This is a genomic window from Streptomyces sp. NPDC097129 (genome assembly GCF_055668065.1).
This window is the reverse complement of the sequence record NZ_JBVOQE010000005.1, coordinates 161,720-186,100: the sequence shown is the minus strand read 5'-3', so window position 1 is coordinate 186,100 and position 24,381 is coordinate 161,720. Positions and strand designations below refer to the sequence as shown.

The window sequence follows — 24,381 nt, the reverse complement described above, 5'->3', positions numbered from 1 at the left end:
GGCCTTCGCGGCTGGTGCGGACGGGTGGGGGCCCTGCGCCGAGTGCCCCCACCCGTCCTCGGTACGCGTCAGGCCCAGGGAGTGGTCACGGCCCAGCTGGTGTCGTCGGCCCAGAGTGCGGCGTCGTCCCAGGCGTGGGACCCTCCGTGACCGGCGATGTAGACGGCGTGGTCGTAGTGGCGCACGAAGTCGCCGGGATAGTTGGCGGACCGGAGCGAGACGCCCTGACCGTTGTGGCCGGCCTGCGGGCAGAACGTGGCGTCCAGCCGGGACAGCGCGCCGCTGTCGATGGTGTCGAGGCGCAGCCGGAAGTCGTAGTGGCGCAGGTACTGGCCGGGTTTGTCGGCGGACTCGAAGGAGACGCAGGAGGCGTCGCCGAGGCCCGCGCGCACGATCCAGGTGGCGGCGGCCTTGTCGGCGGAGGAACTGGAGGAGGACACCGCCGAGATGGCCGCGTCGCTGTCCGCGCTGTCGTGCCGCAGGTACTCGCCGGTGCAGCAGGACGTGGTGGCCCGCAGCGAGACCCTGGAGCCCGCGGTGAGGCCGCCGGCCGGGGCGGGCGCCGTGTAGCCGACGGAGTTGATGTTGGCCTGTACGGCGTTCTCGGTCGCGTCCGACGGGTAGCCGGAGGTCATCACCCCCTCGTAGAAGGTGCCGGCGGAGCCGTTGCTGTTGTCACCGCCGATGCCGAGGATGATGGCGCCCTCCTTCTTCATCGGGTTGTAGCCCGAGGCGTTGGGGCGCGGTCCGCTGTAGTAGGTGGACAGGCCGCCGGACTGGGCGTTGCCGGCGCGGATGGCCCACTTGTTCGCGCCGCCCTTGACGATCGCGGTCAGGAACCGGTGGCTGACGCTGGGGTCGTTCGCGTTGTAGCCCGGGTTGACGCCGGAGAACAGGCCGTTCTCCAGGTCGGCCATCACCCAGGGGCCGTTGCCCGTTCCGTAGCCCCACACCTTGATGTTGCCGAAGTAGATGGCCTCCATCGTGCCGTTGCCGTTGTCCCGGCTGTTGGTCTCGGCGTTGCCGTAGTCGAAGCAGCAACCGCCGTTGTAGTGGCTGCCGTCGAGGATCGCGTACATGCCTTCCGGCTGGTCTCCGGTCGCGATGCCGTTGGTGTGGTTGTTGCGGTATCCGGTGCCGGGGGCGATGAAGACGCCGTAGGCCTTGTGGCCGCCGACGGTGACCGGTACCGCGGACGCCTCGGCGAGGTTGTCGTATCCGCCGGCCGCGGGGCCGGAGAACCCTCCGGGCGGTGCCTGGGTGAGGTGGTTGCCGCGGCCGGACTGGTCGTAGATGACGGTGATGAGGCAGCTCGTCCCCGCGCAGAAGGAGTCCTGTGCGGCGGCGTCGGCGTAGCCGCCCGCGCCGAGCGCGCCGATGTCCCGGGTGGCGCCGTCCGAGGCGCGCCGGACCTGGTAGAGGCGGCCGTTGTACGCGGAGTACAGCGCGCGGGTCGTGCTGTGCGCGGCCGCGCAGGGGGTGCCGCCCGCGGCGTACAGGTCGCAGGGGAGCGAGCCTGCGGCCGCGGCCCGGGGATCGGCGGAGGCCGCCCGGCCGCCGAGCAGGGCGGTGACCATGGCCAGGGCGATGGCGAGCAGAGCGAGCGGGGCGTGCCTCGAGCGGGTGGGGGAGAAAGACATGCACGGTCTCCTGGGGTGAGTGGGGGGCGGGGTCGACCGCCGGGGCGTGCGAAAGCCAGTCATGCACCTGTCAGAGAAATGGCCGAGATTTCGAACACTGGTCGTGTTTGCGGACAAGGTGATGATAGGAAGCCACCGAGGGCTGTCAACATGCTGCGCACAGGACGTCGGTGCCGGGTCGGGCCGGCCTGGCGTCCTGCGGGAGGCGAGCGACCCCGATCGGCGCTCTTGCGGCGCTCGGTGGCGCCTCGTCAGCGCTTCGTCGGGCAAGGGATCGATCGCCGGTTCGCCCGCGCCTTGCCGCATCGGCGGTCTACTGTACGGACACGGCGCGGTTGCCCCCGAGGTCACACGAGGAGGAGGTCCTGTGGCGTCACCCTGTGACCCCATGCACGCTCCCGCAGGCGATGTGAGTGCGGCGCTCATGATGGTCGACTCCCGGCTCAAGGCCGTCCACGACCGCAGGACCAGGACGGACCCCGAACAGCAGGCACTCGTCGACCAGTTCGCCGCCTCCCTGGGACCCGACGGCGTCGACGACCTGCTGGACGGGGCGTGCACCCTCATCTACATGTTCGTTCAGTGGCTGCGGATGGCGTACGAGGACCACGACAAGGACGTCATCGAGTGCGTGGTGCCCAACCTCGTCGCCTCGATGCGCATGATGCCCAAGAGCGTCCACCCCGAGGCCATCCCCACCATGGCCGGCCTGGTCGTCGCCGCGGGCACCGGTCTGAGCCCCAGCCTGTGGCGCAAGCAGTACGGCTACTGGACCGAGACGGAACTGACGCCTCTGGAGGCCACCGCCTTCCTGCTCGCGGAGCACATCAACCGCATCACCGACGACCCGGACTTCGCCACCCGCATGATCACGGAAGCGCTGTCCCAGGCGGACGAGGACTGAGACACCGGCCGCCGGCGGCAGGGGCAGGCGACACGGAGGGCGAGGCGGCTCGGCGCGCCGGGCGCCGAGCCGGCCGGCGTCACCCGGCGGTGTGCGCGAGGACGGCGGTGGCCAGTTCCTCGTGCGTCTCCGGCGGCAGCGTGTGTCCCATGCCCGCCACGATCAGCAGCCGCGCCCCGGGGATCTGCTCGGCGATGAGCGCGCCGTGGCCCGGCTTGGCCGGCTCGTGGCTGCCCTCGACCACCAGGGTGGGCGCCTTCACCTGGTCCAGGACGCCCACCGGTTCGAAGTCCGGCTTCGCCATCGCGGCCAGCCGGTGATGGGCCGCCGCCGCCAGGTCACGGGCCCGGTCGTACACCCGTTCCTGCAGCCGGCGCGCCGCGTCCTCGTCGAACGGCAGCCCGGCGCCGTGCAGCACGCGCTGCTCGGCGATCATGCCGTCGATGCGGGCGCGGCGGCCCTGTGCCGGTGGCGCGGCGATCAGCGCGCGGTAGAAGTCCACGAACTCCGGCGTCGGTTCGGGCAGGCTCCCCTCCGGCTGCGGCTGCCCCGTCAGAGCCCGCATGATCACCTGGCCCTCGCCGCCGCCGAGCGGCGAGGAGCCGATGACGGTCAGCGAGCGCACCCGCTCCGGCCGCTCCACGGCCACGAACTGACCGAGCAGCCCACCCGCCGAGTGGCAGACCAGGTGCGCGCTGTCCAGACCGTGGGCGTCCAGGACGCGGTACACGTCGTTCTTGATGTCGTCCCATGTGTACGGCTGTGCCGCGAAGTCGACCGTGTCCGACCTGCCGGTGTCCCGGTGGTCGTAGCGGATCACCCGTCGGCCTCCGGCGACGAGGCGGCCGACGAACTCGTCGGGCCACAGGACGCCCTGTGACATCGACCCCATGATCAACAGGATCGGCGCGTCGGTGGCGGCGCCGAACTCTTCACTCCAGATGGTCACTTCATGCATGCCTCAGATCATGTCGGCTTCCGCCACGGGCGCCTTCAGTAGAACTACCAGTCGCGCCAGTTCCGTACGGGAGCCGATGCCGAGTTTCGGGTAGATCTTGTACAGGTGGTACTCGACGGTGCGCGGGCTCAGGAAGAGCCGCGCGGCGATCTGCTTGCTCGACAGGCCGTCGCCGACCAGGCCCGCGATGCGCAGTTCCTGCGGGGTCAGCGCGTCGAGCGCGGACGGGGGCGCGGCCTGCCCGCTCTCCCCCGCCGCCCGCAGCTCACCCCGGGCTCGTCCGGCCCAGGGCCGCGCGCCCGCCCGTTCGAACGTCTCCCAGGCCCGGCGCAGATGCGCCCGCGCCTCGCCCGGGCGCTGCGCCCGGCGCAGCCGCTCACCCAGCAGCAGCGCCGTGCGGGCCGCCTCGAACGGATTGGTGTGCAGGCGCAGCGCCTCCGTGAAACCGTCCTCGGACGACTCGGCCAGGCCCCGGCAGCGGGCCAGCAGGGCGCGCGACTCGGGCGTCGCGGCGTGCGCCGACCACCGTTCGTACGCCGCCAGCACCGCCCGTGCGCCCGCCTCGTCGCCCGCGCCCACGGCAGCCTCCACGCGGTCCGGCGCCGTCCGCCACGCCACGACGGGGTGCCCGGCGCCCGGGCCCGCCGCGGCGAGGGCCGTGAACCGGTCGTGCGCCGCCGAGTGACGCCCGAGGCCGAGGTCGAGCAGTGCGGTCGCGTACGCGGCGACGCCTGCCCGCAGACCCACCCGGTGGGGTACGGCGATGGCCAGGGCGTCACGGGCCAGCCGAGCACAGGTCTCCTCCTCGCCGCGCAGCGCCGCCACCACCGCCAGGTTGGCCAGGTGCGCGGCCACGGTGTTGGTGTAGCCGGCCTCGCGGGCCAGTTCCAGGCCCTCCTCGGACACGGCCCGGCTGCGGTCGAGCCGCCCGGCGATACGCTCGGCCGTCGCCACGAACTCCAGTACGACCGGCAGCTGTCCGGCCATCCCCGACACCCTGGCCACCCGTCCGGCCCGCTCGACCATCTCGTTCGCCAGGTCCGACTCGCCCAGTTGGCCGGCCGCTGCCGCCGCCCACAGGTGCTCCGCCGCGTCCCGCAGCCCGCCGGCCCGCTCCAGCGCCCTCCGCAGCAGTCCCGGCCCGGCGGCGTCGCCGTCCAGGGTCAGGGCGATCCCGGCGACCGTGTCCCGCAGGAACCCCTCGGGGTGCGCCGCCGCTCTGCGTCCCAGCTCGACCACGGCCGCGGTGTCACCGACGTACGAGGCGGCCTCCACGGCGTCGGCCAGCATCTCCAGGCTGTCGCCCGCCGCCAGGATCCGTACGGCTTCGGCCGCGTTGCCCGCGTTCAGCTCGAACCGGCCCCGCAGCCGGGCGATCTCCAGGGCGAGGCCCGTGTCCGCACCGGCCCGCTCGCGCGCCTCGGCCAGCAGCGACTCCGCCTGTCCCGGGCGGCCGCCGAGCCAGGCCGCGACGGCGGCGTCCTTCAGGCGCACGGCACGGGCGTGCGGCTCGGGGGTCAGTTCGGCGGCCCGGGCCAGGGCGTCGGCGGCGCCGGCATACCCTCCCCGGTCACGCGCCCGCTCCGCGGCGGCCGCCAGCTCGGCGGCGATCCGCTCGTCCGGGCCCACGGCGGCTGCGGCGAGGTGCCAGGCGCGGCGCTCGCCCTCGGTCAGTTCGGCCAGGACCGCGTGCACCCGGCGGACGTCGGCGGGGGCGGCCGCCTCGTGCACCGCCGACCGGACGAGCGGATGACGGAAGTGCACCCGCGGGCCCGCCAGTTCGGCCAGCCCGGACTCCTCCAGCTCCGCCAGCGCTCTCCGCCCGTACTCACCGGGCAGTGCCATCTGCTCGGTGCACAGGTGGTCGGTGGCGCGCAGGACCACGTCGAGGCCGGCTTCCACGGCGGCGACCAGCGCGAGCTGCCGGGCAGCGGGCGACAATGCCGCCACCCGGTCGCCGAAGAGCCGGGCGCCCCCGGGAAGCGGGTCGGGCAGCGGGTCGCGTCCGGCGAGCTGCGCGGGGGTGAGGCGGGCGGCGATCTCGCTCAGGGCGAGCGGGTTCGCGCGGGTCAGCGTCACGAGGCCCCGTGCCACGGCGGGGGCCACGTGATGGCGGGACCGGAGCAGCTCGGCCGCCGCGTCGGCGGGCAGACCGGGTACGTCCACCGTCGTCGGCACGCCCCGGACCGGGGCGTCCCCGCGCACCGCGAACACCATCGCGATCCGCTCGGTCCCGAGCCGCCTGGCGGCGAACAGCAGCGCGTCGGCGGAGGCCCGGTCCAGCCACTGGACATCGTCGACGACGCAGAGCAGCCCGTGCGGCGCGGCGGTTTCGGCGAGCAGCGAGAGGACGCCCGCGCCGAGCAGATACCGGTCGCCGGCGCTGCCCGCGGCGAGCCCCAGGGCCGCGCGCACGGCGTCGCGCTGCGGCTCGGGCAGCGCGTCGAGCGAGCCGGTCACGGGCCACAGCATCTGGTGCAGCGCGGCGAACGCGAGGTCGGCCTCGGCCTCTACCCCGGTGGCCCGCAGCACGCGCATCGCACCGCCCCGCGCGGCCGCCGCGTCGAGCAGGGCGGTCTTGCCCGCGCCCGCCTCGCCGCGCAGCACCACGGCGCGGCCGGCGCCGTCGCGGGCCTGCGCGATCACTTCGTCGAGTGCGCCGAGTTGCGCGGATCTGCCGTAGAGCACGAGCACCCACTGTAGGAGACGGCCCTGTCGCACCGTCAGGTGCGCTCGCCGTGCCAGGCACTGGACGCGCGGCTGACGCCCGTACCCGCCGGTCAACCGCACAAGCACCCCGAAACCGGATTGTCATGCTCAGGGGGACCCCGCGTCCGTGGCCGCGGGGTCATGGTGCAGGATCACCGACGTGAAGAACACCAGCAGACGCACCGTCCTCGCTTCCGTCGCCGCCGTCGCCGCCGCCGTGCCCACGCTCAACGCCGTGGTGGGCAACGGCGCCACGCCGGCCGCGGCCGCCGATCAGTACGCCTCCAACACGGAGCTGTACACCCTCACCGCGGACAAGGAGGGCACCGACTGGATGCGCCGGTTCCGCATCGGCGCACCGGCTCAGATCAGCGACAACGCCCGCACCACGAGCAACCCCGTCAACAGCACCGCGGTGATCGCGCCGCACGGCGGCGGGATCGAGTCGGGCACCAGCGAACTGTGCATGGCCATCGCGGGGTACACGCCCTTCGACTACAACACCGACCCGGCGACCGCGGCGGTGCCGGGTGAGACGCAGCGCGACTTCTGGATGTTCGAGGCCCTGGCCAACTCCTCCTCGCAGCACGTGACGTCCACCCACTGCGACGACCCGGCCGCTCTCGCCGTCACCACCGGCAACCTGTACGCCGTGTCCCTGCACGGCTTCGACGACACCACCGTGAAGAAGATCAACATCGGTGGCCGGGACGAGCGGCTCAAGCGGAACCTCAAGGCGGCCTTCACGAAGTACGGCCTGACCACCAACACGGGCAACGCCGACTGGGACGTGACCGTCGTCTTCGCCGGCTCCACCGACCCGATCAACGGCGACGACCCGACCAACATCGTCAACCGCACCCGCACCGGCGCCGGCGCCCAGATGGAGATGTCCACCGCCCTGCGCAAGGCGATGTTCGGCGACTTCTCCGGCGCGGCCAAGCGCAGAACGACGGCCGGCGTGCCGAGCACGGACAGCCCCTACGCCGACCGCTTCTGGAACGGTTTCGTGGGCGCCGTCCGTGAGGCGATCAAGAACCACGAGCTCGGTCTCGACTCGCCCCAGGCGTGACCACCCGCTCCGGCGCCTTGAACGAGGCGCCGGGCGAGCGCGGCCCCGGGCCGGATCAGATGCCGAACGGGGCCGCGTGGTGGACGGTTCCGCCGGGCAGCGGATGCCCGGCGTCCAGGGCGAGCGCCATGAAGGCCTCGTCCGGGACCTCGATCCAGGACGAGCCGGCGCGCAGGGCGTCGACGAGATCGGCCTCCAGCCCGGTCTCTAAGGCGGCCAAGTCGATGTCCCGGATGGCGGAGACGTCGGCGCTCGTCTCGGCGCGCGTGGTCCAGTTGCCGGGCATGGTGAAGGAAATCCCGTTCCCTGTGGTGTTCGAATGGGCGCCTCGCGGGCTCACGCTCCCGGCGAGGGCGGACAGAGCGAGGGCGGACAGAGCGAGGGCGGACAGGGCGAGGTCAGGCCCCGTCGGCGGCGCTGTCACGCAGCGCGATGCGGGCGGCGACCCGTTTGCCGGCCGGGTACCGTTGCACTTCGAACGCCTGGGCGACGGCCATCACGATCTCCAGGCCGTGCTGCCCCACCCTGTCCGCGTCCGAGGTGCGGGCCTCGGGCAGCGCCGGGTCGGAGTCGCGGACGGCGACCTCGACCAGGTCGTCGACGATCCTCAGGTCCATCGTGACGGGGCCCGGCGCGTACTTGTGCGCGTTGGTGACCAGCTCGCTCACCACCAACTGGGTCACGTCCAGCGCCCGCTGCGAGACCGGCACGCCGTGGTCCGTCCGCATGCGCGCGAGAAAGGCCGCAGCCCGGTGCCGGGCCTCGGCGATACGCCCGCTGCTCCCGCCGAGAGCCACCGTGGTCCGCATGGTCTGCCCACCCACTATCACGCCGCCGTCACCCCACGCGACCGAATCCACCCTGACCGCCTTCGCTCCGTGCTTCACATCCCCCGCGTACCCACGCACGCCCGAACGGCGCCTCACACCCCTCTCTCGGCCCATACGCCCGTGCACCACGGCCCCGGCGCCGGACCAGGCGTTTCCGCCGGGGGGCAGGTATGCCAGTATCGCCCGCATGGCAGAGGAAAGACGTGCGTACCCCGGAGACGACGGCGAACTCAGCGCGCCCGCCGCACAGCGTCGCAGCGGCCTGTCGATCGAGTCGTCGACCGCTGCGGACATCCATGTGCTGACCGTGGCGGGCGAGATCGACCACGACACGGGAAGGCAGCTGAGGGACGCGCTGGACGCGGCTCGCGCCGTTCAGTCCAGGGTCGTCGTGGATCTGGCGCAGGTGACCTTCATGGACTCCACGGGCATCAACATCCTTCTCACCGCCCACAACGCGCTCACGGACGCCGGAGGCTGGCTGCGCCTGGCAGCGCCGACGGGGCCCGTCCTGCGCACCCTGCAACTCGTCGCCATCGACACGGTCATCGACTGCCGCCCCACGGTGAGCGAGGCACTCGGCTGACAGGACGGAGCGGAGGGGCGCAACCGGGGGCTCGTCGCTCCCGGGACGACGCCCGCAGATCCTCGCAGTGCCGGTACCGGTGCCTGCGGCGGGGCCCGGCGGCGTACGGACGCCGGGCCCCGGCCGCGTCAGATGCGGCCGCCCGTCAGGCGGGTGAGCGGGCCCTGCGGGCGTCGTGACGAGCGGCGGCCCAGGGCGTAGGACGCCGCGCTCAGCGCCGTGGCTCCGGCGCCGACACCCATCGCGACGAGCTTGCGGCGGGCGACGACCGTCCACGCGGTCCGGGCCGCCGCGCCGACGTGCCCGGAGGCGCTGATCACCGCCTGCCGGCCCGCGTCGAGGCCCTTCGTCGCCGCGGTCACGGCACCGGTTGCCTCGTCCGCGGCCCGTCCCGCTCCGGTCCTGACGGTCGACACCCCGTCACCGGCCTTCTCCTGCGCCTTCCTGACGCTGCGGGAGGCCGCCGGCACGGCCCCCTCGCCGGTGGTGCCGCGCGCCCGCGCGCCGGTCGCCGGCTCCGTGGTGCCGGACTTCTGATCCGTTCCCTTGTTCGGTTGACTCATGCAATCCCGGCTTGCCCGGGACCACGCCCACAAACCCGCTCAGCGCTACGGACCCGGGCCCGGCCTTCCCCCGGCGCCGTCCCGGCCTCCACGGGCGGCCCTTGGGCGCCCCACCGAGCGGGTGCCCCTCACGGCGTTGCAGTCCGCTCCCCGCCCCGATCGTGCATACGGTGCTGTGCAGGTGACGGTCTCGCGGTGGACGAAAGAGGCGTGCGGGGTGGTGGCGGAATCGGGCCGCGGGGCGGCCAGAGAGGGGCGCGGGAGCCGCGTGGGCGGCCGTGCGGGCGGCCGCGCGACGCTGGGCAGCCGTCCGGCGCACTCCGTACGGCTCCCTGTGCGCCGCCCGGGCGGTGCGACGGCGCCGGCCGATCACACCGGTCCCTGGCTGCGTGCCGCCGCCGCGCACGCCTGGCGGCTGATCCTCGTCGGCATCGTCGTCTACGGCGTCTTCACGCTTCTGGGCCAGTTCCAGGTGATCGCCGTGGCGCTGTTCCTGGCCCTGGTCATCACGTCGGTCCTGCGCCCGGCCACGGACCTGCTCGCCCGCTTGCTGCCGCGCCCACTCGCCGTCGCCCTCGCGCTCGTCGGCAGCATTGTGCTGCTGCTCGGACTGTTCGCCCTGGTGGGCAACGCGGTCGCGAACGAGACGTCGACACTGGCCGACGAGTTCCGCAACGGCGTGCACCGCATCGAAGTGTGGCTGCACCGCCCCCCGTTCCGGCTGAGCCAGAGCAATCTGTCCGACCTGCAGGACCAGGTCGTCCACTATCTCTCCGCGCACCGGGCGGGGCTCCTCAGCAGCGCGCTCAGCGGCATCAGCCGCGCCGTGGAAGTCGTCACCGGGGGCGCGCTCGCGCTCTTCGCCTCGGTGTTCTTCCTCCATTCCGGTGAACGGATGTGGACCTGGTCGCGCGACGAGGTGGTGCCCGGGCGCGCACGGTCGGCGTGGGACCGGGCGGGCCGGGCTGCGTGGAGTGCGTTCGCCGGGTACACGCGGGGCATCATCATCGTGGCCGCCACCAACGCCGTACTCGTCGGGATCGCCCTGCTGGCCCTGGAAGTGCCCTTGGCGTTGCCGCTCGCGCTGCTGGAGTTCTTCGCCGCCTTCGTGCCGCTGGTCGGTTCGCCGTTCGCGCTCGGTGTGGCCACGGTGGTGGCGCTGGCCGGGCGGGGCCCGGTCATCGCGCTCGTCGTACTGGCGCTCATCGTGATCGTCGGCCAGTTGGAGGGCCACGTCCTGCATCCCCTGGTGATGAGCTGGGCGGTCCGCCTCCACCCGCTCGTGGTGGCCGTGTCCGTCCTCGCGGGCGGCACCGTGGCGGGCGTGATCGGCGCCGTCGTGGCCGTCCCGTTCATCTCGGTCGCCTGGGCGGTGTTCCGGGCGCTGCGGCCGCGGCCTCCGGCACGCTGACAGGGGCCCGGCCGCTCCCTCGCCCGTGCTGCTCGCCGGCCTCGCTGAGGGCGTCCGCCCTCGCCCCGGTGGCGACGGCCTGATCGGCCGGAAGGACCGAAGGCGGCCGGTTTCCGTACCCTGGCGGCATGCGCATGCGCCCGACACTGAGCTGGACCCCGCCCCAGGACCTCCCCCCAGGCACCACCGACCTCCAGCCGGTCGCCGACGCGCTGGGCGCCGGCGGCGTGCTGGTGCTCAGCGGGGCGGGCATCTCCACCGAGTCGGGCATCCCCGACTACCGGGGCGAAGGCGGGAGCCTGAGCCGGCACACGCCGATGACCTACCAGGACTTCACCGCCAGTGCCCAGGCCCGGCGCCGCTACTGGGCGCGCAGCCATCTCGGCCGGCGCACCTTCCGCCGGGCCCGCCCGAACGCCGGGCACCGGGCCGTCGCCGCGTTCGGACGGCACGGCCTGCTCTCCGGCGTGATCACCCAGAACGTCGACGGGCTGCACCAGGCCGCGGGCAGCGAGGACGCCGTGGAACTCCACGGCAGCCTCGACCGGGTCGTCTGCCTGTCCTGCGGCGCCTTCAGCCCCCGCCGTGAACTGGCCCGGCGCCTGGAGGAGGCCAATCCCGGCTTCGATCCGGTGGCCGCCGCCATCAACCCCGACGGCGACGCCGACCTCACCGACGCACAGGTCGGCGACTTCCAGGTGGTGCCCTGCACGGTCTGCGGCGGCATCCTCAAGCCCGACGTGGTCTTCTTCGGCGAGAACGTCCCGCCCCGGCGGGTCGAGCACTGCCGCACGCTGGTGCACGAGGCGGCGTCGCTGCTGGTGCTGGGCTCGTCGCTCACCGTGATGTCCGGACTGCGCTTCGTCCGCCAGGCCGCCCAGGCGGGGAAGCCGGTGCTGATCATCAACCGGGACGCCACCCGCGGCGACCCGCACGCCCTCACCCGCGTCGCACTCCCCCTGGGAGCAGCCCTGACCGCGGTCGCGGACCGCCTGGGCGTCCCTGTCGCCCCCGAAGCCGAAGCCGGGGTGGCGTCACCTCTCCCGTGACGCGCCGGGCCGCTCGGGACGCGGCACGACGTTTGGGACGGGGAGGGCAAGGCACTCTTCAGCCACGGCCCCACGCAGTCGGTACGCACCAGGCACGATCAGCCGGGGCCCGGGACATCGCACCGCTGCGAGGCGGTGCCTGGCGGTTGGGGTACGACTGATGACAACCGTCGGTGTGGAAGAGGAGTACTTCCTGGTCGACGCGGCCACGGGACGGCTGAGCGCGTACGGCGAGAAAGTGCGGGCCGCGGCCGGTCTCGGGCAGTTCGTGGCCGCCGGGGAGATCCAGCTCGAACTTCTGCAGGCGCAGGTGGAGGTCGCCACCCCCGTCTGCACCACCCTGGAGGAGGTCGGCGGACACCTGCTGCGACTGCGGCACGCCGTGGTGGAGGCGGCCGAGCGGTTCGGCTGCCGGATCATCGCCAGCGGCACCGCTCCGATGGTGCCCGACGCTCCCGTGCAGGTGACGGACCAGGCCCGCTACAAGGCCATGCTGCGGCAGGCGCCGCAACTGGTGGCCGAGCAGATGGTCAACGGCATGCACGTGCATGTGGCCGTGCCGAGCCGGCGCATGGGCGTGGAGGTGCTGAACCGTATGCGGCCGTGGCTGCCGACACTGACCGCCATGGGCGCGAACTCGCCGTTGTGGGACGGTGACGACACCGGGTTCGCCAGTTGGCGCACCATCGTCTTCGACCGGTGGCCGGTGAGCGGCATCCCACCGCACTTCGCCGACGACGAGGACTACGACCAGCGGATAGAGCGCCTGCTCGCCACCGGCGTGATCGCGGACCGCGGCCAGCTGTACTGGCAGGTCCGGCTGTGCGAGCGCTACCCCACGGTCGAGATCCGCTGCGTGGACGTCCAGCCCCGCACGGACGACGCCGTGCTCTTCGCCGGTCTGGTGCGCGGACTCGCCCGGACGGCCATGCGCGAGGCCGCGGACGGCCGTACGACGCCGGACGCCGAGCTGCTGAAGGCGGCCATGTGGCAGGCCGCGCGGCACGGTCTGAGCCAGGAGCTGATCGATCCCCAGGGCAGGCGCTGTCGGGCCGGCGACGTGGTGTACCAGCTCCTGGAGCACGTCGAGCCGGCCCTGGCGGAAGCCGGTGACGCCCGCCAGGTCACCGCACTGGTCCACCGTCTGCTGCAGCAGGGGACGGGAGCGGACCGGCAGCGCATGGCCTGGGGGCGCGGCGGACTGCCCGCGGTGATGGACATGCTCGCCGAGGCGACCGTACTGCCGTGACGTCGCCGCGGACGGGCGCCGGTGATCGGACACAGGATCGGAGCGGATCATGGACCAGGTCGGCGACAAGCCCGAGGACATGCGCAAGCACCTCGAACAGGAGCAGGAGCAGGAACAGGCCGAAGCCGGGGCCGAGAAGAAGCAACCCGTCGAGGACGCCGAGCGCAAGAAGACGGACGCGAAGGACTCGACGGACGAGCGCGGGCAGTGAGCCGCCGGTGAAGGGACTGTCCGGCGCCGCGCCCTGTACGGTTCAACGGTCGTCGTTTCAACCGTACGGTGCGACACAGGAGGTCCGTCGCGGTGGTCGAACTGTCTCTGGGACCGGTGCTGCGGTATGCCGACAGCTCGTGCGCGACGGTGTGGGTGGAGACGAGCCGCCCGTGCGTCGCGGAGGTGCGCTGCTCGAACGGCGCGGGCGGCACGGCGCCGACCTTCCAGGTATGCGGGCATCACTACGCGCTCGTCACGGTGACCGGTCTCCAGCCGGGCACCGCACCGTCGTACGAGGTGTTCCTGGACGGCACCGCGGTGTGGCCCCTGCCCGACTCCCGTTTCCCGCCCTCCGTCATCTCCGTACGTGCCCCGGATGACGCCGTCCGGATCACCTTCGGGTCCTGCCGCTGGGCCGCTCCCCCGGCGGACGGCAAGGACCCCGTGGGCGCCGACGCCCTGGACTCCCTGGCCGAGCGGCTGTTGGCCGACCCCGACGCCCAACGCCCCGACGTCCTGCTGCTGCTCGGGGACCAGGTGTACGCCGACGAGACCAGCGAGGCGACGCGGAACTGGCTGGCCACCCGCCGGGATCTCCAGCAAGCGCCGGGCAGTCAGGTCACGGACTACGAGGAGTACTGCCGCCTCTACCACGAATCCTGGCTCGACCCCGAGGTGCGCTGGCTGCTGTCCACCGTACCCAGCTTCATGATCTTCGACGACCACGACGTCGTCGACGACTGGAACACCTCCGCCGCCTGGCTCGCCGACATGCGCACGACGCACTGGTGGCAGAAGCGGCTGCTGAGCGGCCTGATGTCCTACTGGGTGCACCAGCACCTGGGCAACCTCTCCCCCGCCGAACTGGCCGAGGACCCCACCTATGCCGCCGTGCGCGCCACGCCGGACGGCACGGACGCGGTGCGCGCCCTCGCCGAACAGGCCGACACCGAACCGGCCTCGGTGCGCTTCAGCTACCGGCGCGACGTCGGCCGGGTCCGGGTGGCGATGGTGGACTCCCGGGCGGCGCGGGTGCTCCAGGAGGACCGCCGCGCCATGCTCGACCCCGGTACGGCCGACTGGCTGCGCGAGCAGGTGCTGGCCGACGTGGGAGCGTACGACCACCTTCTGATCGGCACCTCACTGCCCTGGCTGCTGCCGCATCTCGTGCACGACATCGAGGCCTGGGACGCGGCGCTGTGCGCCGGGGAGCGGGGGCGGCGCTGGGCCCGGTTCGGTGAATGGCTGCGCAGGGCCGCCGACTTGGAGCACTGGGCCGCCTTTCCGCGTTCGTTCGCCGACCTCGCCGGCCTGATCGCCGAGGTCGGCTCACAGCCCGGCGCGCCCGCCACGGTCTGCGTGCTGTCGGGGGACGTGCACCACGGTTACCTCGCGCAGGCCTCCTGGCCCGGCGGCGGGCCCGGCCTTCCCGTCGTCCAGCTCACCTGCTCCCCGGTGCACAACTCCGTACCCCTGTCGATGCGGGTCGGCTTCCGCTTCGGCTGGAGCGCGCCGGCGCGTCTGCTGGGCCGCGTCCTCGCGCGCCACGGCCGGTGCGCCCGGCCGCCGGTGAGGTGGCGCAAGAAGGGCGGGCCGTGGTTCGGCAACCAGCTCATGACCCTGACGATGCGCGGGCGTTCGGCCCGGCTGCGGCTGGAGCGCACCGGGGCCGACACGTCGCTGCACACGGTGCACGAGCGCTCCCTCGCCTCCGGCTGAGGCCCCGGCGGCCTTCGGCAAGCAGGCTGCTTACCCTGCGCGGCATCGGGATACCCGCTGTTCATGAACGCGCTACGAACCGTGCAGCGAGTCGATGGGGAGTTGACGCGGCGGGCGGCCCGGCGCGTTCCGCCACCGCTGGGCAAGGTGCTGTCCGGGGTGGAGGAGATCGCGGAGAGCTCCAAGTTGTGGTGCGGTGCCGGCGTGGTGATGGCCTCGGTCGGCGGGTGGCGTGGCCGGAAGGCGGCCATTGCCGGGCTCGGGGCTGTCGCGGTGGCGCAACTCGTGTCGAACGGACTGTGCAAGCAACTGGCCGATCGCCGTCGGCCGCCGCGGGACTGGTTTCCTCATGACGAGGTCGACGACCGCCCCGACTCCTCGTCCTTCCCTTCCGGGCACACCGCGGCCGCGGTCGCCTTCTGCGCCGCCGTGGCTCCCGTCTGGCCCCTCGCGGGCCTGGTGTGCGCGGTACCGGCCGCAGCGGTGTCGCTCGAACGCGTGCAGTCCGGTGCGCACTATCCCGGCGACGTCGCGGCCGGCTCGCTGATCGGCGTGGCCGGCGCGTGGCTCGCCCGGCGCGCTCCCCGTCTGCTCGCGCAACGGCTGCTGTGAGGACGACGGCCCCGCGGTGACCGGCGGGAGGGCCGGCTGCACGTGCAGCCGGCCCTTCGGCGCGTGAGTCAGCCCGGTGTGCGGGCGTTCACAGGCGCGACGACCGCTCTCATCCCTTGCGGCGGCACAGCAGCCAGATCCCGGTCGCCGCGGCGGCCGCGAGCAGCAGGCCGCGGTTGTCCCGCACGAGCTGCCCGCCCCGGGCCGTCCCGGTGCGCACCGGCTCGGGCGCCCTGTCCTGCCACAGCCGACCGGCCCGGGCCGCGGTGCCGCGAGCCTGGCCGGCGGCCTGGGCCGCCTTGTCCTTGAGCGGGTCGGGCAGCTTGTCCTGCATGCGGGCGGCTGCGTCAGCGGCCTTGGCCTTCACCTCGCCGGCCTTGAGCGCCGCCTGCTGCTTCAGCTCGCCGGCCTTCGCCGTCGTCTGCTCCATCACCTCGGCGGCCTTCGCCGCGGTCTGCTCCCTGACCTCGGCGGCCTTCTCCTGGGCGCGGGCCTTGACGTCCGTCTTCGCCGCCAGCGCCTGCACGGTCTCCCCCAGCTCGTGGCGGGTCTGCTCGACCTGTTCGCGCAGCTCCTCGGGGCTGGCGGCGGTCGGCTCGTCGTGAGGGGGCTGAGTCATCGGTGGGCACTCTCCTTGATCTCGGCCACGTCGGCCTTGACGTTCTCGATGGTCTGCTGCGGCGCCGGGGGTGCGGCCCGGTCGACCTGCTTCTTCCCGGTGAGCGCCATCACCGCGGCGATCACCCCGAGGCACGCGGTGACGATGAGGGCGGCGGCCCACACCGGGAGCGGCACCGCGAGGGCGGCGATCGCGGTGGCCACCAGGGCCTGGAGCATCAGGAAGCCGACGAGCCCCGCGCCGCCGAACAGGCCCCCGCCCTTGCCGTACCGCTTTCCCTTCTCCTTCATCTCCGCCTGCGCCAGGCGCAGCTCGCCGCGTACCAGCTCGGTCAGCTGCTGCGAGGCCCGCTGCACCAGCTCGGCCACGGGCTCACCACCTGATGTGTGCTGCCCCGGTCCGGTGGGGGATTGCGTACTCGCCACGACCATCACCTCCCGTCTCTCGCTTCGTATGCCACCGGACGGTGCCGTGGCACTGTCCGGTGCGCGCGCGAGTACCCGCAACGGGCCGGTTCAGGGCAGGCCGGTGGAGCCTTCGGGAAAACGCCCACCCATCCGGGTGATCACCGGTCCGGTCCATGCGCCGACGCCGAGGCGGGCGGCGGCCTCGAAAACCGTGTCGGGGGCCGCCAACCGGCTCATTCGCCGAGGACGGCCATCGCGGCGTTGTGGCCGGGGATGCCGCTCACGCCGCCGCCGCGCACGGCTCCGGCGCCGCACAGCAGCACGTTGGCGTGAGGGGTCTCCACGCCCCACCGTCCCGTCTCCTCGGTCGCGTACGGGAAGGCCAGCGAGCGGTGGAAGATGTTGCCGCCGGGCAGCCGCAGCTCACGCTCCAGGTCGAGCGGGGTCTTGGCCTCGACGCAGGGGCGGCCGTCCGCGTCGAGTGCGAGGCAGTCGGCGATGGGCTCGTCGAGCACCGAGTCCAGCTCGGCCAGGGCCGCCTTGGTCAGAGCCTCGCGGGCGCCCTCGTTGTCCTCGGCGAACAGCCGGGCCGGGGCGTGCAGTCCGAACAGGGTCAGGGTGTGGTGCCCCTGCGCGGCCGGCTCGGGTCCGAGGATGGTCGGGTCGGTCAGCGAGTGGCAGTAGATCTCCGACGGCGGGGCGGAGGGGAGCCGGCCGGCGTCGGCCTCGCGGTAGGCGCGCGCCAGTTGGTCGTAGCTCTCGGAGATGTGGAAGGTGCCGGCGAACGCCTCCTTCGGGTCCACGGCGGTGTCCCGCAGCCTCGGCAGGCGGCGCAGCAGCATGTTGACCTTGAGCTGGGCGCCCTCGGCGGGCTCGGCGACGGTCTCGCCGAGCATCCCGGCAAGCGCCTCGGGCGAGGCGTTGACCAGGACTTTGCGGGCGCCGACGGTGGCCTCGCCGGACCCGTCGTCGTACGTGACCGAGGCCAGGCGCTCGTCGGGCTCGATACGGACGACCTCGTGGCCGGTGACGAGTTCGGCGCCGGCTTCCCGGGCCACGCGGGCCAGCTCGCCGGTGAAGGCGCCCATGCCGCCGACCGGCACGTCCCAGTCGCCCGTCCCGCCGCCGATGACGTGGTAGAGGAAGCAGACGTTCTGGGCCAGCCCGGGGTCGTGCGCGTCGGCGAAGGTGCCGATGAGCCCGTCGGTGAGGACGACACCGCGCACCACGTCGTCCCGGAAGCGGTCCTCGATGGCCGCACCGAGAGGCTCCTCGAACAGCGCCCGCCAGGCCGCGTCGTCGCCGATACGGACCCGCAGTTCCTCCCGGGTGGGCAGCGGCTCGGTGAGCGTGGGGAACACACGCTGTGCCACCCGCGCGGTCATGCCGTAGAAGTCCCGCCAGGCGGTGTACTCGGCATCGGAGCCGGTGAAGTCCCGGAAGGCCGCCCGGGTCCGCTCCTCGCCGCCGCCGACCAGCAGGCCCGTGGCCCGCCCGTCCCGGACGGCCGGGGTGTACGACGAGATGGAGCGCTTGCGCAGCTGGAAGCGCAGCCCGAGGTCGCTGACGATCTTCGCGGGGAGCAGGGACACCAGGTAGGAGTAGCGCGACAGCCGCGCGTCCACCCCGGCGAAGGCCCGGGTCGACACCGCCGCGCCGCCCGTGGTGCCGAGCCGCTCCAGCAGGAGCACGGAGCGCCCGGCCCGGGCCAGATAGGAGGCGGCGACCAGGCCGTTGTGGCCACCGCCGACGATGACGACGTCGTAGACGTCCTGGGAGATCCGGGGGTTGCGAGGCATGTCTCTTGCTAACACGCGGGGGGTGTGGCCACAAGGGTGGGGGCGAGATCGATCGGCTTATGTTGATTGGCCAGTCAAGAGTTTGCGGACGGCCTATCGACCGCGAGAGACCACAACTCCGCAGTTCAGAGCGCAATGAGTGGTGAACGGCGCATCCCGTCGACTTGCCCACCGGCAGCATCTTTCCGCCTTCTGGCTGACTGGTCCGTCAATCAGCGGCAGGCGGCGCATCCCGCAGCCGGGGTGAGCGATAGGGTGACCGGCGTGGTGCGGAAGAACGTGGTGCTCAGGCGCGAGGAGATCCTCGACGCGACGGTGGAGCAGATCAAGCAGCGCGGCATCGCGGCGACCCGGGTCACCGACGTCGCCGCCGCCCTCGGCGTGAGCAGCGGCTTGGTCTACTACCACTTCGAGACCAAGGAGCAGCTGATCGAGGCGACGTTCGCGCATGCCGCGCGCAACGAGCTCGACGCCGCCCGGGCCGTGCTCGGCCGCCCCGCGCCGGTCGTCACGCGTCTCAAGGCGCTGCTGCGGCTGTACAGTCCGACGGCCAAGGCGGTGCCGTCCTGGCGGCTGTGGATCGACGGCTACTCCGCGGGCCTGCGCGACGGGGGGCTGAGCGATGTCATGCGGGAGATGGACCAGGAGTGGAAGAAGGTCTTCACCTCGCTGATCGAGGAGGGCATGGCGACCAGCGACTTCCACTGCTCCGACGCTCGGGCCGCGGCGTGGCGCATCACGCTGTTCCTGGACGGGCTGGCCGTCCAGCTGGTCGCCCGGCGCGGTGCGCTGAAGCGGGACGAGGCCATGGCGTGGATGCGTGAGCGCACCGCCATGGAACTCGGCATCGACCCGGGCCTGCTCGGCTCGGGCCGCTGACGCGACCCGCGCAGTGTGCTCACCATGGCCGCGCGGAAGGGTGCGTAGTCCTCGGCGTGCAGCGTGATCCGCATGAGGGTCGCCTTCACGATCCGGCGGTCGGCGAACGCGGCGTCGAGGTCCTCGGGCACGAACTCCCGCAGGCGGTTCCACAGCGCCAGGTACGGCGACGCCGGTGCCTGCGCCTGCAGCGCGCAGATGCGGCGGACCGCCTCGACGACGTCGAGGTGGCGGCGTTCGAGCAGGAACTGGCGGTCCAGGGTCGCCAGGACGAGTTGCCGCGAGGTGAGTCTCACCCTCGGATTGTGCCCCGTCGGCCGGGTGACCGCTGCCCTGACCGCCGTGGCGGCGTGGGCTTCGGACCGGGCGTTGTCAGTGGCGGCGTATAGCGTGCGCGACCAACTGGTGTCGGGTGATGGGGAGTACGGCAGATGCGGTTCCGGATCGAACGCGACGCTCTCATGGAGGCCGTGACCTGGGCGGCCAAGTCGCTGCCGGCCCGGTCGCCGGTGCCGGTGCTGGGCGGGTTGATGCTGGAGGCGGGGCAGGGGCGGCTGTGCCTCTCGGGGTTCGACTTCGAGGCGTCCGCGAAGATCGAGGTGGCGGCGCAGACGGCGTCCGCCGGTCAGGTGCTGGTGCTGGGGCGCAGACTGTTGGACATCTGCCGGGTGCTGCCGGACGCGGTGGTGGCGTGCGCGCTGGAGGGCACGCGTTTCACCGTCGAGGCCGGCGGTACGCGCTTCGGTCTGTCGACCCTGCCCGGGGAGGAGTATCCGGCTCTTCCCGGGCTTCCCCCGTCGCGCGGAACGGTGGATGCGGCGCGGTTCGCCGCGGCGGTCGCGCAGGTGGGGATCGCCGCGGGGCGTGACGAGTCGCTCCCGGTGCTCACCGGCGTCCAGCTGCGGCTGGACGGCGAGTCCATGACGCTGGCCGCGACGGACCGCTACCGGTACGCGGTGCGTACGCTGCCGTGGAAGCCGGAGGCGGCGGACCCGGCCGTGGTGGAGATGGTGGTGCCCGGGCGCAGGCTGGCCGAGATCTCCCGCTCGCTGGCCAAGGCGGGGCTGATCCGTATCGGGCTGAACGGCCCCGGCGGCTCGGGGACCGCTCTGATCGCCTTCGAGGGCGACGGCATGCACACGACGGTGCGGCTGCTCGACGGACGGCTGCCGCGCTACGACAAGCTGTTCGCCCTGGACGCTCCGGCGGTCGCCGTCACCGAGCGCGCCGCGCTCGCCGAAGCCGTCCGCCGGGTGTCGGTCGTGGCGGAGCCGAACAGCCCCGTCCGGCTGGACTTCTCCGCCCAGGGGAGCGTCCTGCTGCAGGCCGGCTACGCGGACGATGTGGCCTCACAGCGGGTCACCGCCACGCTCAGCGGTGCCGATGACCTGAGTGTGGCCTTCAACCCCGCGTACCTGCTGGAGGCTCTGCAGTCCTTCGACGCCCCCCACGTGCGGTTCGAACTCCTCGGGCCCGGCCAGCGAGCGCTGCTCAGTGCCGTACCGCAGCAGGGCGGGTCCGCCGGCGAGGACCACCGTCACCTGCTGATGTCGGTGCGGCAGCTGAGCTGAGCGACGCGCACAGCCGCTCCTCGGCGGTGGTCACCGCGCACCGCCTGCGGCCGTGGGCGCGGTGGCGTGGGCCAGGGCGAGCAGGACGAAGACGTCCGCCAGCACGGGGACGTCGAACAGCAGGGGCCGGGGGCCCGCCTGGTCGGGGCGGCTGCGGTAGCCGCCGTCGGGCTGTTGCCGGGCGACGAGGTGGGCGAGCGCCCGGTCCCGTGCGCTGCGGTGACCGGGCAGGCTGCTGAGGGCGATGACGGCGTACGCGGTGGTGATCGGGTCGCTGCTGTCGGCGCGGGTGTGGCCCCAGCCGCCGTCGGGATGCTGTGTGGCGGCCAGGTGGCGCAGGGCCCGCTCGGCCGCCTCCGTGTAGGCCGGCGCCCCGGGGTCGTCGGGGTCCGTGCAGCGCAGGGCGAGCACCGCGCGGAAGATGGCGTTCGTGGCGCTGCGGCTCCAGCTGCGTTCGAACGTGCCGTCGGGCTGCTGGTGCCGTGCGACGTGCCGGACGGCCGCGCGGACGGCGTTCCGGTGGCGGGGGTCGGGGGCCAGCGCGGTCGCCGCGGCCGCCGTCATGGCGATCTCGGAACTCGTGCCGCGGGCGAAGGTGGGGAAGCCGCCGTCGGGGTTGCGGACGCCGAGCAGGTAGGTCTCCGCCCCGCCGATGGTCTCCCGGTGCCGCTCGGGCGCGGCCCGGCGCAGGAACTCCAGTGCGTAGCAGGTGTCGTCGACGTCGCTCTGCCGTACGCCGGGGTGGAAGCCGAACCCGCCGTCCTCGTTGCGGCGCACGGCCAGGGCGTCGGCCATCGCCGGCACTTCGGCGGCGGCCGGATCGAGGAGGCACAGGGCGAGGCCGGCGATCGCGGTGGCGAAGAGGTCCAGTCCGTCGACGAAGGGCACACCGCCGTCGGGACGCAGCCGGCCGGCGACGTGCTTGAGTGCGTCGGCGAGGGCGGGACGGTGACGCGGGAAGTGACGCAGCGCCAGCAGGGCGAGCAGTTGTGCGAAGTTGTTCCGTTCCCAGGCGGGACCGGGTTCGAGGGCCGGCAGGAGTGCGTGCCGGTCCGCGTCGTCCAGCATGGCGGTGCGGTGGGTGCCGTGGGCGGTGAGCACCTTCAGCGCCGCCATCTCCATGCGCAGCCAGCTCTGCTGGCCCGTGGCGTCGTACGCCTCCCAGGGGGCGGCGGGGTACTCGGTGGCGCCGAGCGCGGCCAGGAGCGTCTGGAACATCAGCCGTTTGCGGCCGGCGGTGAAGTGGTCGAAGGCGCCGAGTCCGTCGCGCAGCGCTGCGTGCGCGTCGCAGTCCAGGCCGAGGGCCGCGTGTGCGACAGCGCGCTGCAGGACGTCCGGCGGGTCACGGTGCAGGGCCGTACGCAGGAAGGCGGTGAGGCGGCGGGCCGCTTCCGGTTCGGCCTGTTCGGCGTTCAGCAGGGCGAGCGCGAGCGCGGATTCCAGGACCCTGCTCGCACAGGGCGCGGCCAGCAGGCCGTCCGGGCCTACGGCGGCGACGACCCGCTGGGCCAGCCGGTTGCGGCAGCGGGCGACGGCGGCGTGGAGGTGCGGGGGCGTCGCGCCCATGGGCGTCGGAGATGCAGTCACGATGTCTTTCTCGCGTCGGGCGGGTGGGGGGCCGGGCAGGGGTGGGGGCCGGTGCGTGCGCCGTCGCTCGGGGTCAGGCGAACAGGCGGGTCAGGACGCGGTGCCCTTCGGGGACGAAGGGGCTCGGCATCCGTGCCAGCAGCCGGTGCGGCGGGACGAAGAAGTGCTCGGCGATCTCCCGCGGGTCCACGCGCAGCCGGGTCGGGATCTCGGCCAGGTGCACGGCGAGCCAGCAGTCGCCGACCGGAGAGGCGCACCGGGTGTGCAGCACCTGGCGCGGTGCGGCTCGGACGCCCAACTCCTCGTGCAGTTCCCGCACGGCCGCCTCCCGGTAGCTCTCACCGGCGTGAAGGCAGCCGCCGACCAGGATGTCGTGGTGGGCCGGGTAGACCGCGGCTCTGGCGGATCTGCGGTAGACCAGGACGCGTCCCGCGCGGTCCACGCACACGGTCGCGGCGACGCGGTAGGCGAGGCCGTGCGCTGCGGCGCCACCACGGGGGCCGCACGCCACGGGGTGGTCGTCCGCGTCGACGTAGTCCACGGTTTCCAGTGCGGTCACCCTGTCGTCCTCAGCTGCTGTCGGCGGTCCTGCCTGCGGATACTACTGCAGGTGATCATCCGTATCCGCAGGGTAGGATCCCGGCCTGTCGCCGCGGTGCCGTGTTCGGGCGCCGCCGGGCCGTCCCGCTTCAGGAGCACCATGCCCCTCCACGAACCCGAGAGCACGCCCGTCCAGCCGCCGGACGGCATCATCGATCTGCTGCGCAAGGCCGCCGAGGACGGCCCGCTCACCGGTGTCCGCGTCGGTGACCAGCCCTGCCTGCTGGTCACGGGCCCCGACCAGACGCAGGAGGTCCTGGCCAGGCGTCCGGACGTCTACGTCAAGCGCGGGCACCGCGCCCGGCGGCTGCTCGGCGACGGTCTGATCTCCGCCTCGGGTGAAGCGTGGAAGCGGCAACGCAGGCTGCTGCAGGCACAGTTCACCGTCGCCGGGACGAAGCGCTGGGAGCAGCACATCGCCGCGGCCGCCGAGCGCGTCGCCGACCGCTGGGAGGCCGCCGTCTGCGCCGACGCACCCGTCGACGTCGGGCGGGACATGCGGCTCTTCGCCCTCGACACCATCTGGCGCTCCCTGACCGGCGCCGCCCTGGACGAGGTGACACGGCGTGAACTCGCCGCCGTCGACACGGTGGTCGCCTCACTGCCCACCACCGCGGGCGGCGCTCCCGGCCTCCCGCCGGCCGTCGAGGCCGCGCTCCGGCAGATCGACGCCACCGCGCACCGGGTCGTGGCCGAGGCCCGGGCCCGCCGCACGCGGGCGGTGCCGGGCCCCTCCCCCACGCTGCTCGGCCTGCTCCTCGACGCGTCCGAGACCGACCCGCGCTACACGGACCGGCTCATCCGCGACGAACTCGTGACGCTGCTCGTCGCCGGGCACGAGACGACGGCCCAGACGCTGTGCTGGCTCTTCGTCCTGCTCGACCGGCACCCCGACGTCCATGAGCAGTTCCTCGCCGCCTGCGCCACCGCCGCCGGCACCGCACGGCGCGATGCCCTGCTGACCGCCCTGGTGCAGGAGACGCTCCGGCTGTATCCGGCGGTCTGGCTCATTCCGCGGCACGCCGCGCGGGAGGACGTACTGGACGGGCATCGGGTCCGCGCGGGGACGTCCGTCCTGGTGTGCCCGTATCTCACCCACCGTGTCCCGGGCCTGTGGGCGGACCCCGAGCGTTTCGACCCGTCCCGTTTCCTGCCGGGGGGCGAGCGGCCGAGCCATCCGGCGGCCTTCCAGCCGTTCGGCGTCGGGGCCCGCGCCTGCCTCGGACAGCACTTCGCGCTCCAGGAGATGGTCACGCTGCTGCGGCTGCTGCTCCCCGCGTACCGGCCGAGCCTCGCGGCCGCGCCCCGCACGGCCGTCTTCGGTGCGAACCTGCGCCCGCGGGGCTCTCTGCGGGCGACCCTCACCAGGGTGTCCTGCTGACGAGGGCCCCCCGCGCCCGGCTG

23 protein-coding genes and 1 pseudogene are annotated in these 24,381 nt (G+C 73.3%); 12 read left to right on the top strand and 12 right to left on the bottom strand.

The window, feature by feature from the left end; all coding sequences use genetic code 11:
* Positions 1-68: 68 nt before the first annotated feature.
* Positions 69-1,640: an alpha-L-arabinofuranosidase B gene (locus AC0B9F_RS16965; RefSeq protein ID WP_472003320.1), complete on the bottom strand. Its 1,572-nt coding sequence runs from the start codon at positions 1,638-1,640 to the stop codon at positions 69-71.
* A gap of 367 nt (positions 1,641-2,007) precedes the next feature.
* Here AC0B9F_RS16965 and AC0B9F_RS16960 point away from each other — a divergent pair, with 367 nt between their 5' ends.
* Positions 2,008-2,544: a hypothetical protein gene (locus tag AC0B9F_RS16960; RefSeq protein ID WP_472003319.1), complete on the top strand. Its 537-nt coding sequence runs from the start codon at positions 2,008-2,010 to the stop codon at positions 2,542-2,544.
* A gap of 79 nt (positions 2,545-2,623) precedes the next feature.
* Here AC0B9F_RS16960 and AC0B9F_RS16955 read toward each other — a convergent pair whose 3' ends face one another.
* Together AC0B9F_RS16955 and AC0B9F_RS16950 are read right to left on the bottom strand one after the other, a co-directional pair.
* Positions 2,624-3,502 carry an alpha/beta fold hydrolase gene (locus AC0B9F_RS16955; protein ID WP_472003318.1) on the bottom strand — a complete coding sequence of 293 codons (879 nt, stop codon included), beginning with the start codon at positions 3,500-3,502 and terminating at the stop codon, positions 2,624-2,626.
* 3 nt (positions 3,503-3,505) lie between these two features.
* Complete coding sequence (locus tag AC0B9F_RS16950; protein ID WP_472003316.1) at positions 3,506-6,190, bottom strand: ATP-binding protein; 2,685 nt, start codon at positions 6,188-6,190, stop codon at positions 3,506-3,508.
* Between the two features lie 181 nt (positions 6,191-6,371).
* On the opposite strand from AC0B9F_RS16950, the gene AC0B9F_RS16945 reads away from it, so the two are divergent.
* A complete protein-coding gene (locus tag AC0B9F_RS16945) occupies positions 6,372-7,283 on the top strand; it encodes a poly-gamma-glutamate hydrolase family protein (RefSeq protein WP_472003314.1) in 912 nt (303 codons plus the stop codon).
* Positions 7,284-7,338: 55 nt separating this feature from the next.
* On the opposite strand, the gene AC0B9F_RS16940 is transcribed toward AC0B9F_RS16945, so the two are convergent.
* Both AC0B9F_RS16940 and AC0B9F_RS16935 read right to left on the bottom strand, forming a co-directional pair.
* Positions 7,339-7,569, bottom strand: a complete 231-nt coding sequence (locus tag AC0B9F_RS16940) for a hypothetical protein (RefSeq protein ID WP_472003312.1) — start codon at positions 7,567-7,569, stop codon at positions 7,339-7,341.
* A gap of 112 nt (positions 7,570-7,681) precedes the next feature.
* Positions 7,682-8,092 (bottom strand): ATP-binding protein, encoded by a 411-nt coding sequence (locus AC0B9F_RS16935; protein ID WP_472003310.1) that lies wholly within the window; start codon positions 8,090-8,092, stop codon positions 7,682-7,684.
* A 208-nt stretch (positions 8,093-8,300) separates the two neighbouring features.
* Between AC0B9F_RS16935 and AC0B9F_RS16930 the strand changes: the two genes are divergently transcribed.
* Positions 8,301-8,699 carry an STAS domain-containing protein gene (locus AC0B9F_RS16930; RefSeq protein ID WP_472003308.1) on the top strand — a complete coding sequence of 133 codons (399 nt, stop codon included), beginning with the start codon at positions 8,301-8,303 and terminating at the stop codon, positions 8,697-8,699.
* A 128-nt stretch (positions 8,700-8,827) separates the two neighbouring features.
* On the opposite strand, the gene AC0B9F_RS16925 is transcribed toward AC0B9F_RS16930, so the two are convergent.
* A complete protein-coding gene (locus AC0B9F_RS16925; protein WP_472003306.1) occupies positions 8,828-9,262 on the bottom strand; it encodes a hypothetical protein in 435 nt (144 codons plus the stop codon).
* Between the two features lie 268 nt (positions 9,263-9,530).
* Between AC0B9F_RS16925 and AC0B9F_RS16920 the strand changes: the two genes are divergently transcribed.
* From AC0B9F_RS16920 to AC0B9F_RS16895, 6 genes are all read left to right on the top strand, one after another.
* Positions 9,531-10,673: an AI-2E family transporter gene (locus tag AC0B9F_RS16920; RefSeq protein WP_472003304.1), complete on the top strand. Its 1,143-nt coding sequence runs from the start codon at positions 9,531-9,533 to the stop codon at positions 10,671-10,673.
* A gap of 128 nt (positions 10,674-10,801) precedes the next feature.
* The gene (locus AC0B9F_RS16915) at positions 10,802-11,722 is read left to right on the top strand and encodes an NAD-dependent protein deacetylase (RefSeq protein ID WP_472003302.1); all 921 of its coding nucleotides are present in this window, start codon (positions 10,802-10,804) and stop codon (positions 11,720-11,722) included.
* A gap of 160 nt (positions 11,723-11,882) precedes the next feature.
* Positions 11,883-12,971: a carboxylate-amine ligase gene (locus tag AC0B9F_RS16910; RefSeq protein WP_472003301.1), complete on the top strand. Its 1,089-nt coding sequence runs from the start codon at positions 11,883-11,885 to the stop codon at positions 12,969-12,971.
* A gap of 49 nt (positions 12,972-13,020) precedes the next feature.
* Positions 13,021-13,182: a hypothetical protein gene (locus tag AC0B9F_RS16905; RefSeq protein ID WP_472003300.1), complete on the top strand. Its 162-nt coding sequence runs from the start codon at positions 13,021-13,023 to the stop codon at positions 13,180-13,182.
* Between the two features lie 92 nt (positions 13,183-13,274).
* On the top strand, positions 13,275-14,903 hold the full coding sequence (locus tag AC0B9F_RS16900) for an alkaline phosphatase D family protein (protein ID WP_472003298.1): 1,629 nt from the start codon (positions 13,275-13,277) through the stop codon (positions 14,901-14,903).
* A gap of 63 nt (positions 14,904-14,966) precedes the next feature.
* The gene (locus AC0B9F_RS16895) at positions 14,967-15,515 is read left to right on the top strand and encodes a phosphatase PAP2 family protein (protein WP_472003296.1); all 549 of its coding nucleotides are present in this window, start codon (positions 14,967-14,969) and stop codon (positions 15,513-15,515) included.
* Positions 15,516-15,624: 109 nt separating this feature from the next.
* On the opposite strand, the gene AC0B9F_RS16890 is transcribed toward AC0B9F_RS16895, so the two are convergent.
* The 3 genes from AC0B9F_RS16890 to AC0B9F_RS16880 form a co-directional block, all read right to left on the bottom strand.
* Positions 15,625-16,134 carry a DUF3618 domain-containing protein gene (locus AC0B9F_RS16890; RefSeq protein ID WP_472003294.1) on the bottom strand — a complete coding sequence of 170 codons (510 nt, stop codon included), beginning with the start codon at positions 16,132-16,134 and terminating at the stop codon, positions 15,625-15,627.
* Positions 16,131-16,502 carry a phage holin family protein gene (locus AC0B9F_RS16885; protein WP_471181539.1) on the bottom strand — a complete coding sequence of 124 codons (372 nt, stop codon included), beginning with the start codon at positions 16,500-16,502 and terminating at the stop codon, positions 16,131-16,133. The genes AC0B9F_RS16890 and AC0B9F_RS16885 overlap by 4 nt, the downstream gene beginning before the upstream one ends.
* Positions 16,503-16,774: 272 nt before the next feature.
* Positions 16,775-18,340: a phytoene desaturase family protein gene (locus tag AC0B9F_RS16880; RefSeq protein ID WP_472003292.1), complete on the bottom strand. Its 1,566-nt coding sequence runs from the start codon at positions 18,338-18,340 to the stop codon at positions 16,775-16,777.
* A 264-nt stretch (positions 18,341-18,604) separates the two neighbouring features.
* Here AC0B9F_RS16880 and AC0B9F_RS16875 point away from each other — a divergent pair, with 264 nt between their 5' ends.
* A complete protein-coding gene (locus AC0B9F_RS16875; protein WP_472003290.1) occupies positions 18,605-19,219 on the top strand; it encodes a TetR/AcrR family transcriptional regulator in 615 nt (204 codons plus the stop codon).
* On the opposite strand, the pseudogene AC0B9F_RS16870 reads toward AC0B9F_RS16875, so the two are convergent.
* Positions 19,171-19,515, bottom strand: a pseudogene (locus tag AC0B9F_RS16870) (DNA glycosylase AlkZ-like family protein); the annotation flags it as partial. The gene AC0B9F_RS16875 and the pseudogene AC0B9F_RS16870 sit on opposite strands and share 49 nt — an antisense overlap.
* Positions 19,516-19,650: 135 nt before the next feature.
* Between AC0B9F_RS16870 and dnaN the strand changes: the two are divergent.
* Complete coding sequence (dnaN, locus tag AC0B9F_RS16865; RefSeq protein WP_472003288.1) at positions 19,651-20,790, top strand: DNA polymerase III subunit beta; 1,140 nt, start codon at positions 19,651-19,653, stop codon at positions 20,788-20,790.
* 30 nt (positions 20,791-20,820) lie between these two features.
* On the opposite strand, the gene AC0B9F_RS16860 is transcribed toward dnaN, so the two are convergent.
* Both AC0B9F_RS16860 and AC0B9F_RS16855 read right to left on the bottom strand, forming a co-directional pair.
* On the bottom strand, positions 20,821-22,377 hold the full coding sequence (locus tag AC0B9F_RS16860) for a prenyltransferase/squalene oxidase repeat-containing protein (protein WP_472003286.1): 1,557 nt from the start codon (positions 22,375-22,377) through the stop codon (positions 20,821-20,823).
* A gap of 73 nt (positions 22,378-22,450) precedes the next feature.
* Positions 22,451-22,936: an NUDIX domain-containing protein gene (locus AC0B9F_RS16855; RefSeq protein ID WP_472003284.1), complete on the bottom strand. Its 486-nt coding sequence runs from the start codon at positions 22,934-22,936 to the stop codon at positions 22,451-22,453.
* 141 nt (positions 22,937-23,077) lie between these two features.
* Here AC0B9F_RS16855 and AC0B9F_RS16850 point away from each other — a divergent pair, with 141 nt between their 5' ends.
* A complete protein-coding gene (locus AC0B9F_RS16850) occupies positions 23,078-24,358 on the top strand; it encodes a cytochrome P450 (RefSeq protein WP_472003281.1) in 1,281 nt (426 codons plus the stop codon).
* Positions 24,359-24,381: the final 23 nt, after the last annotated feature.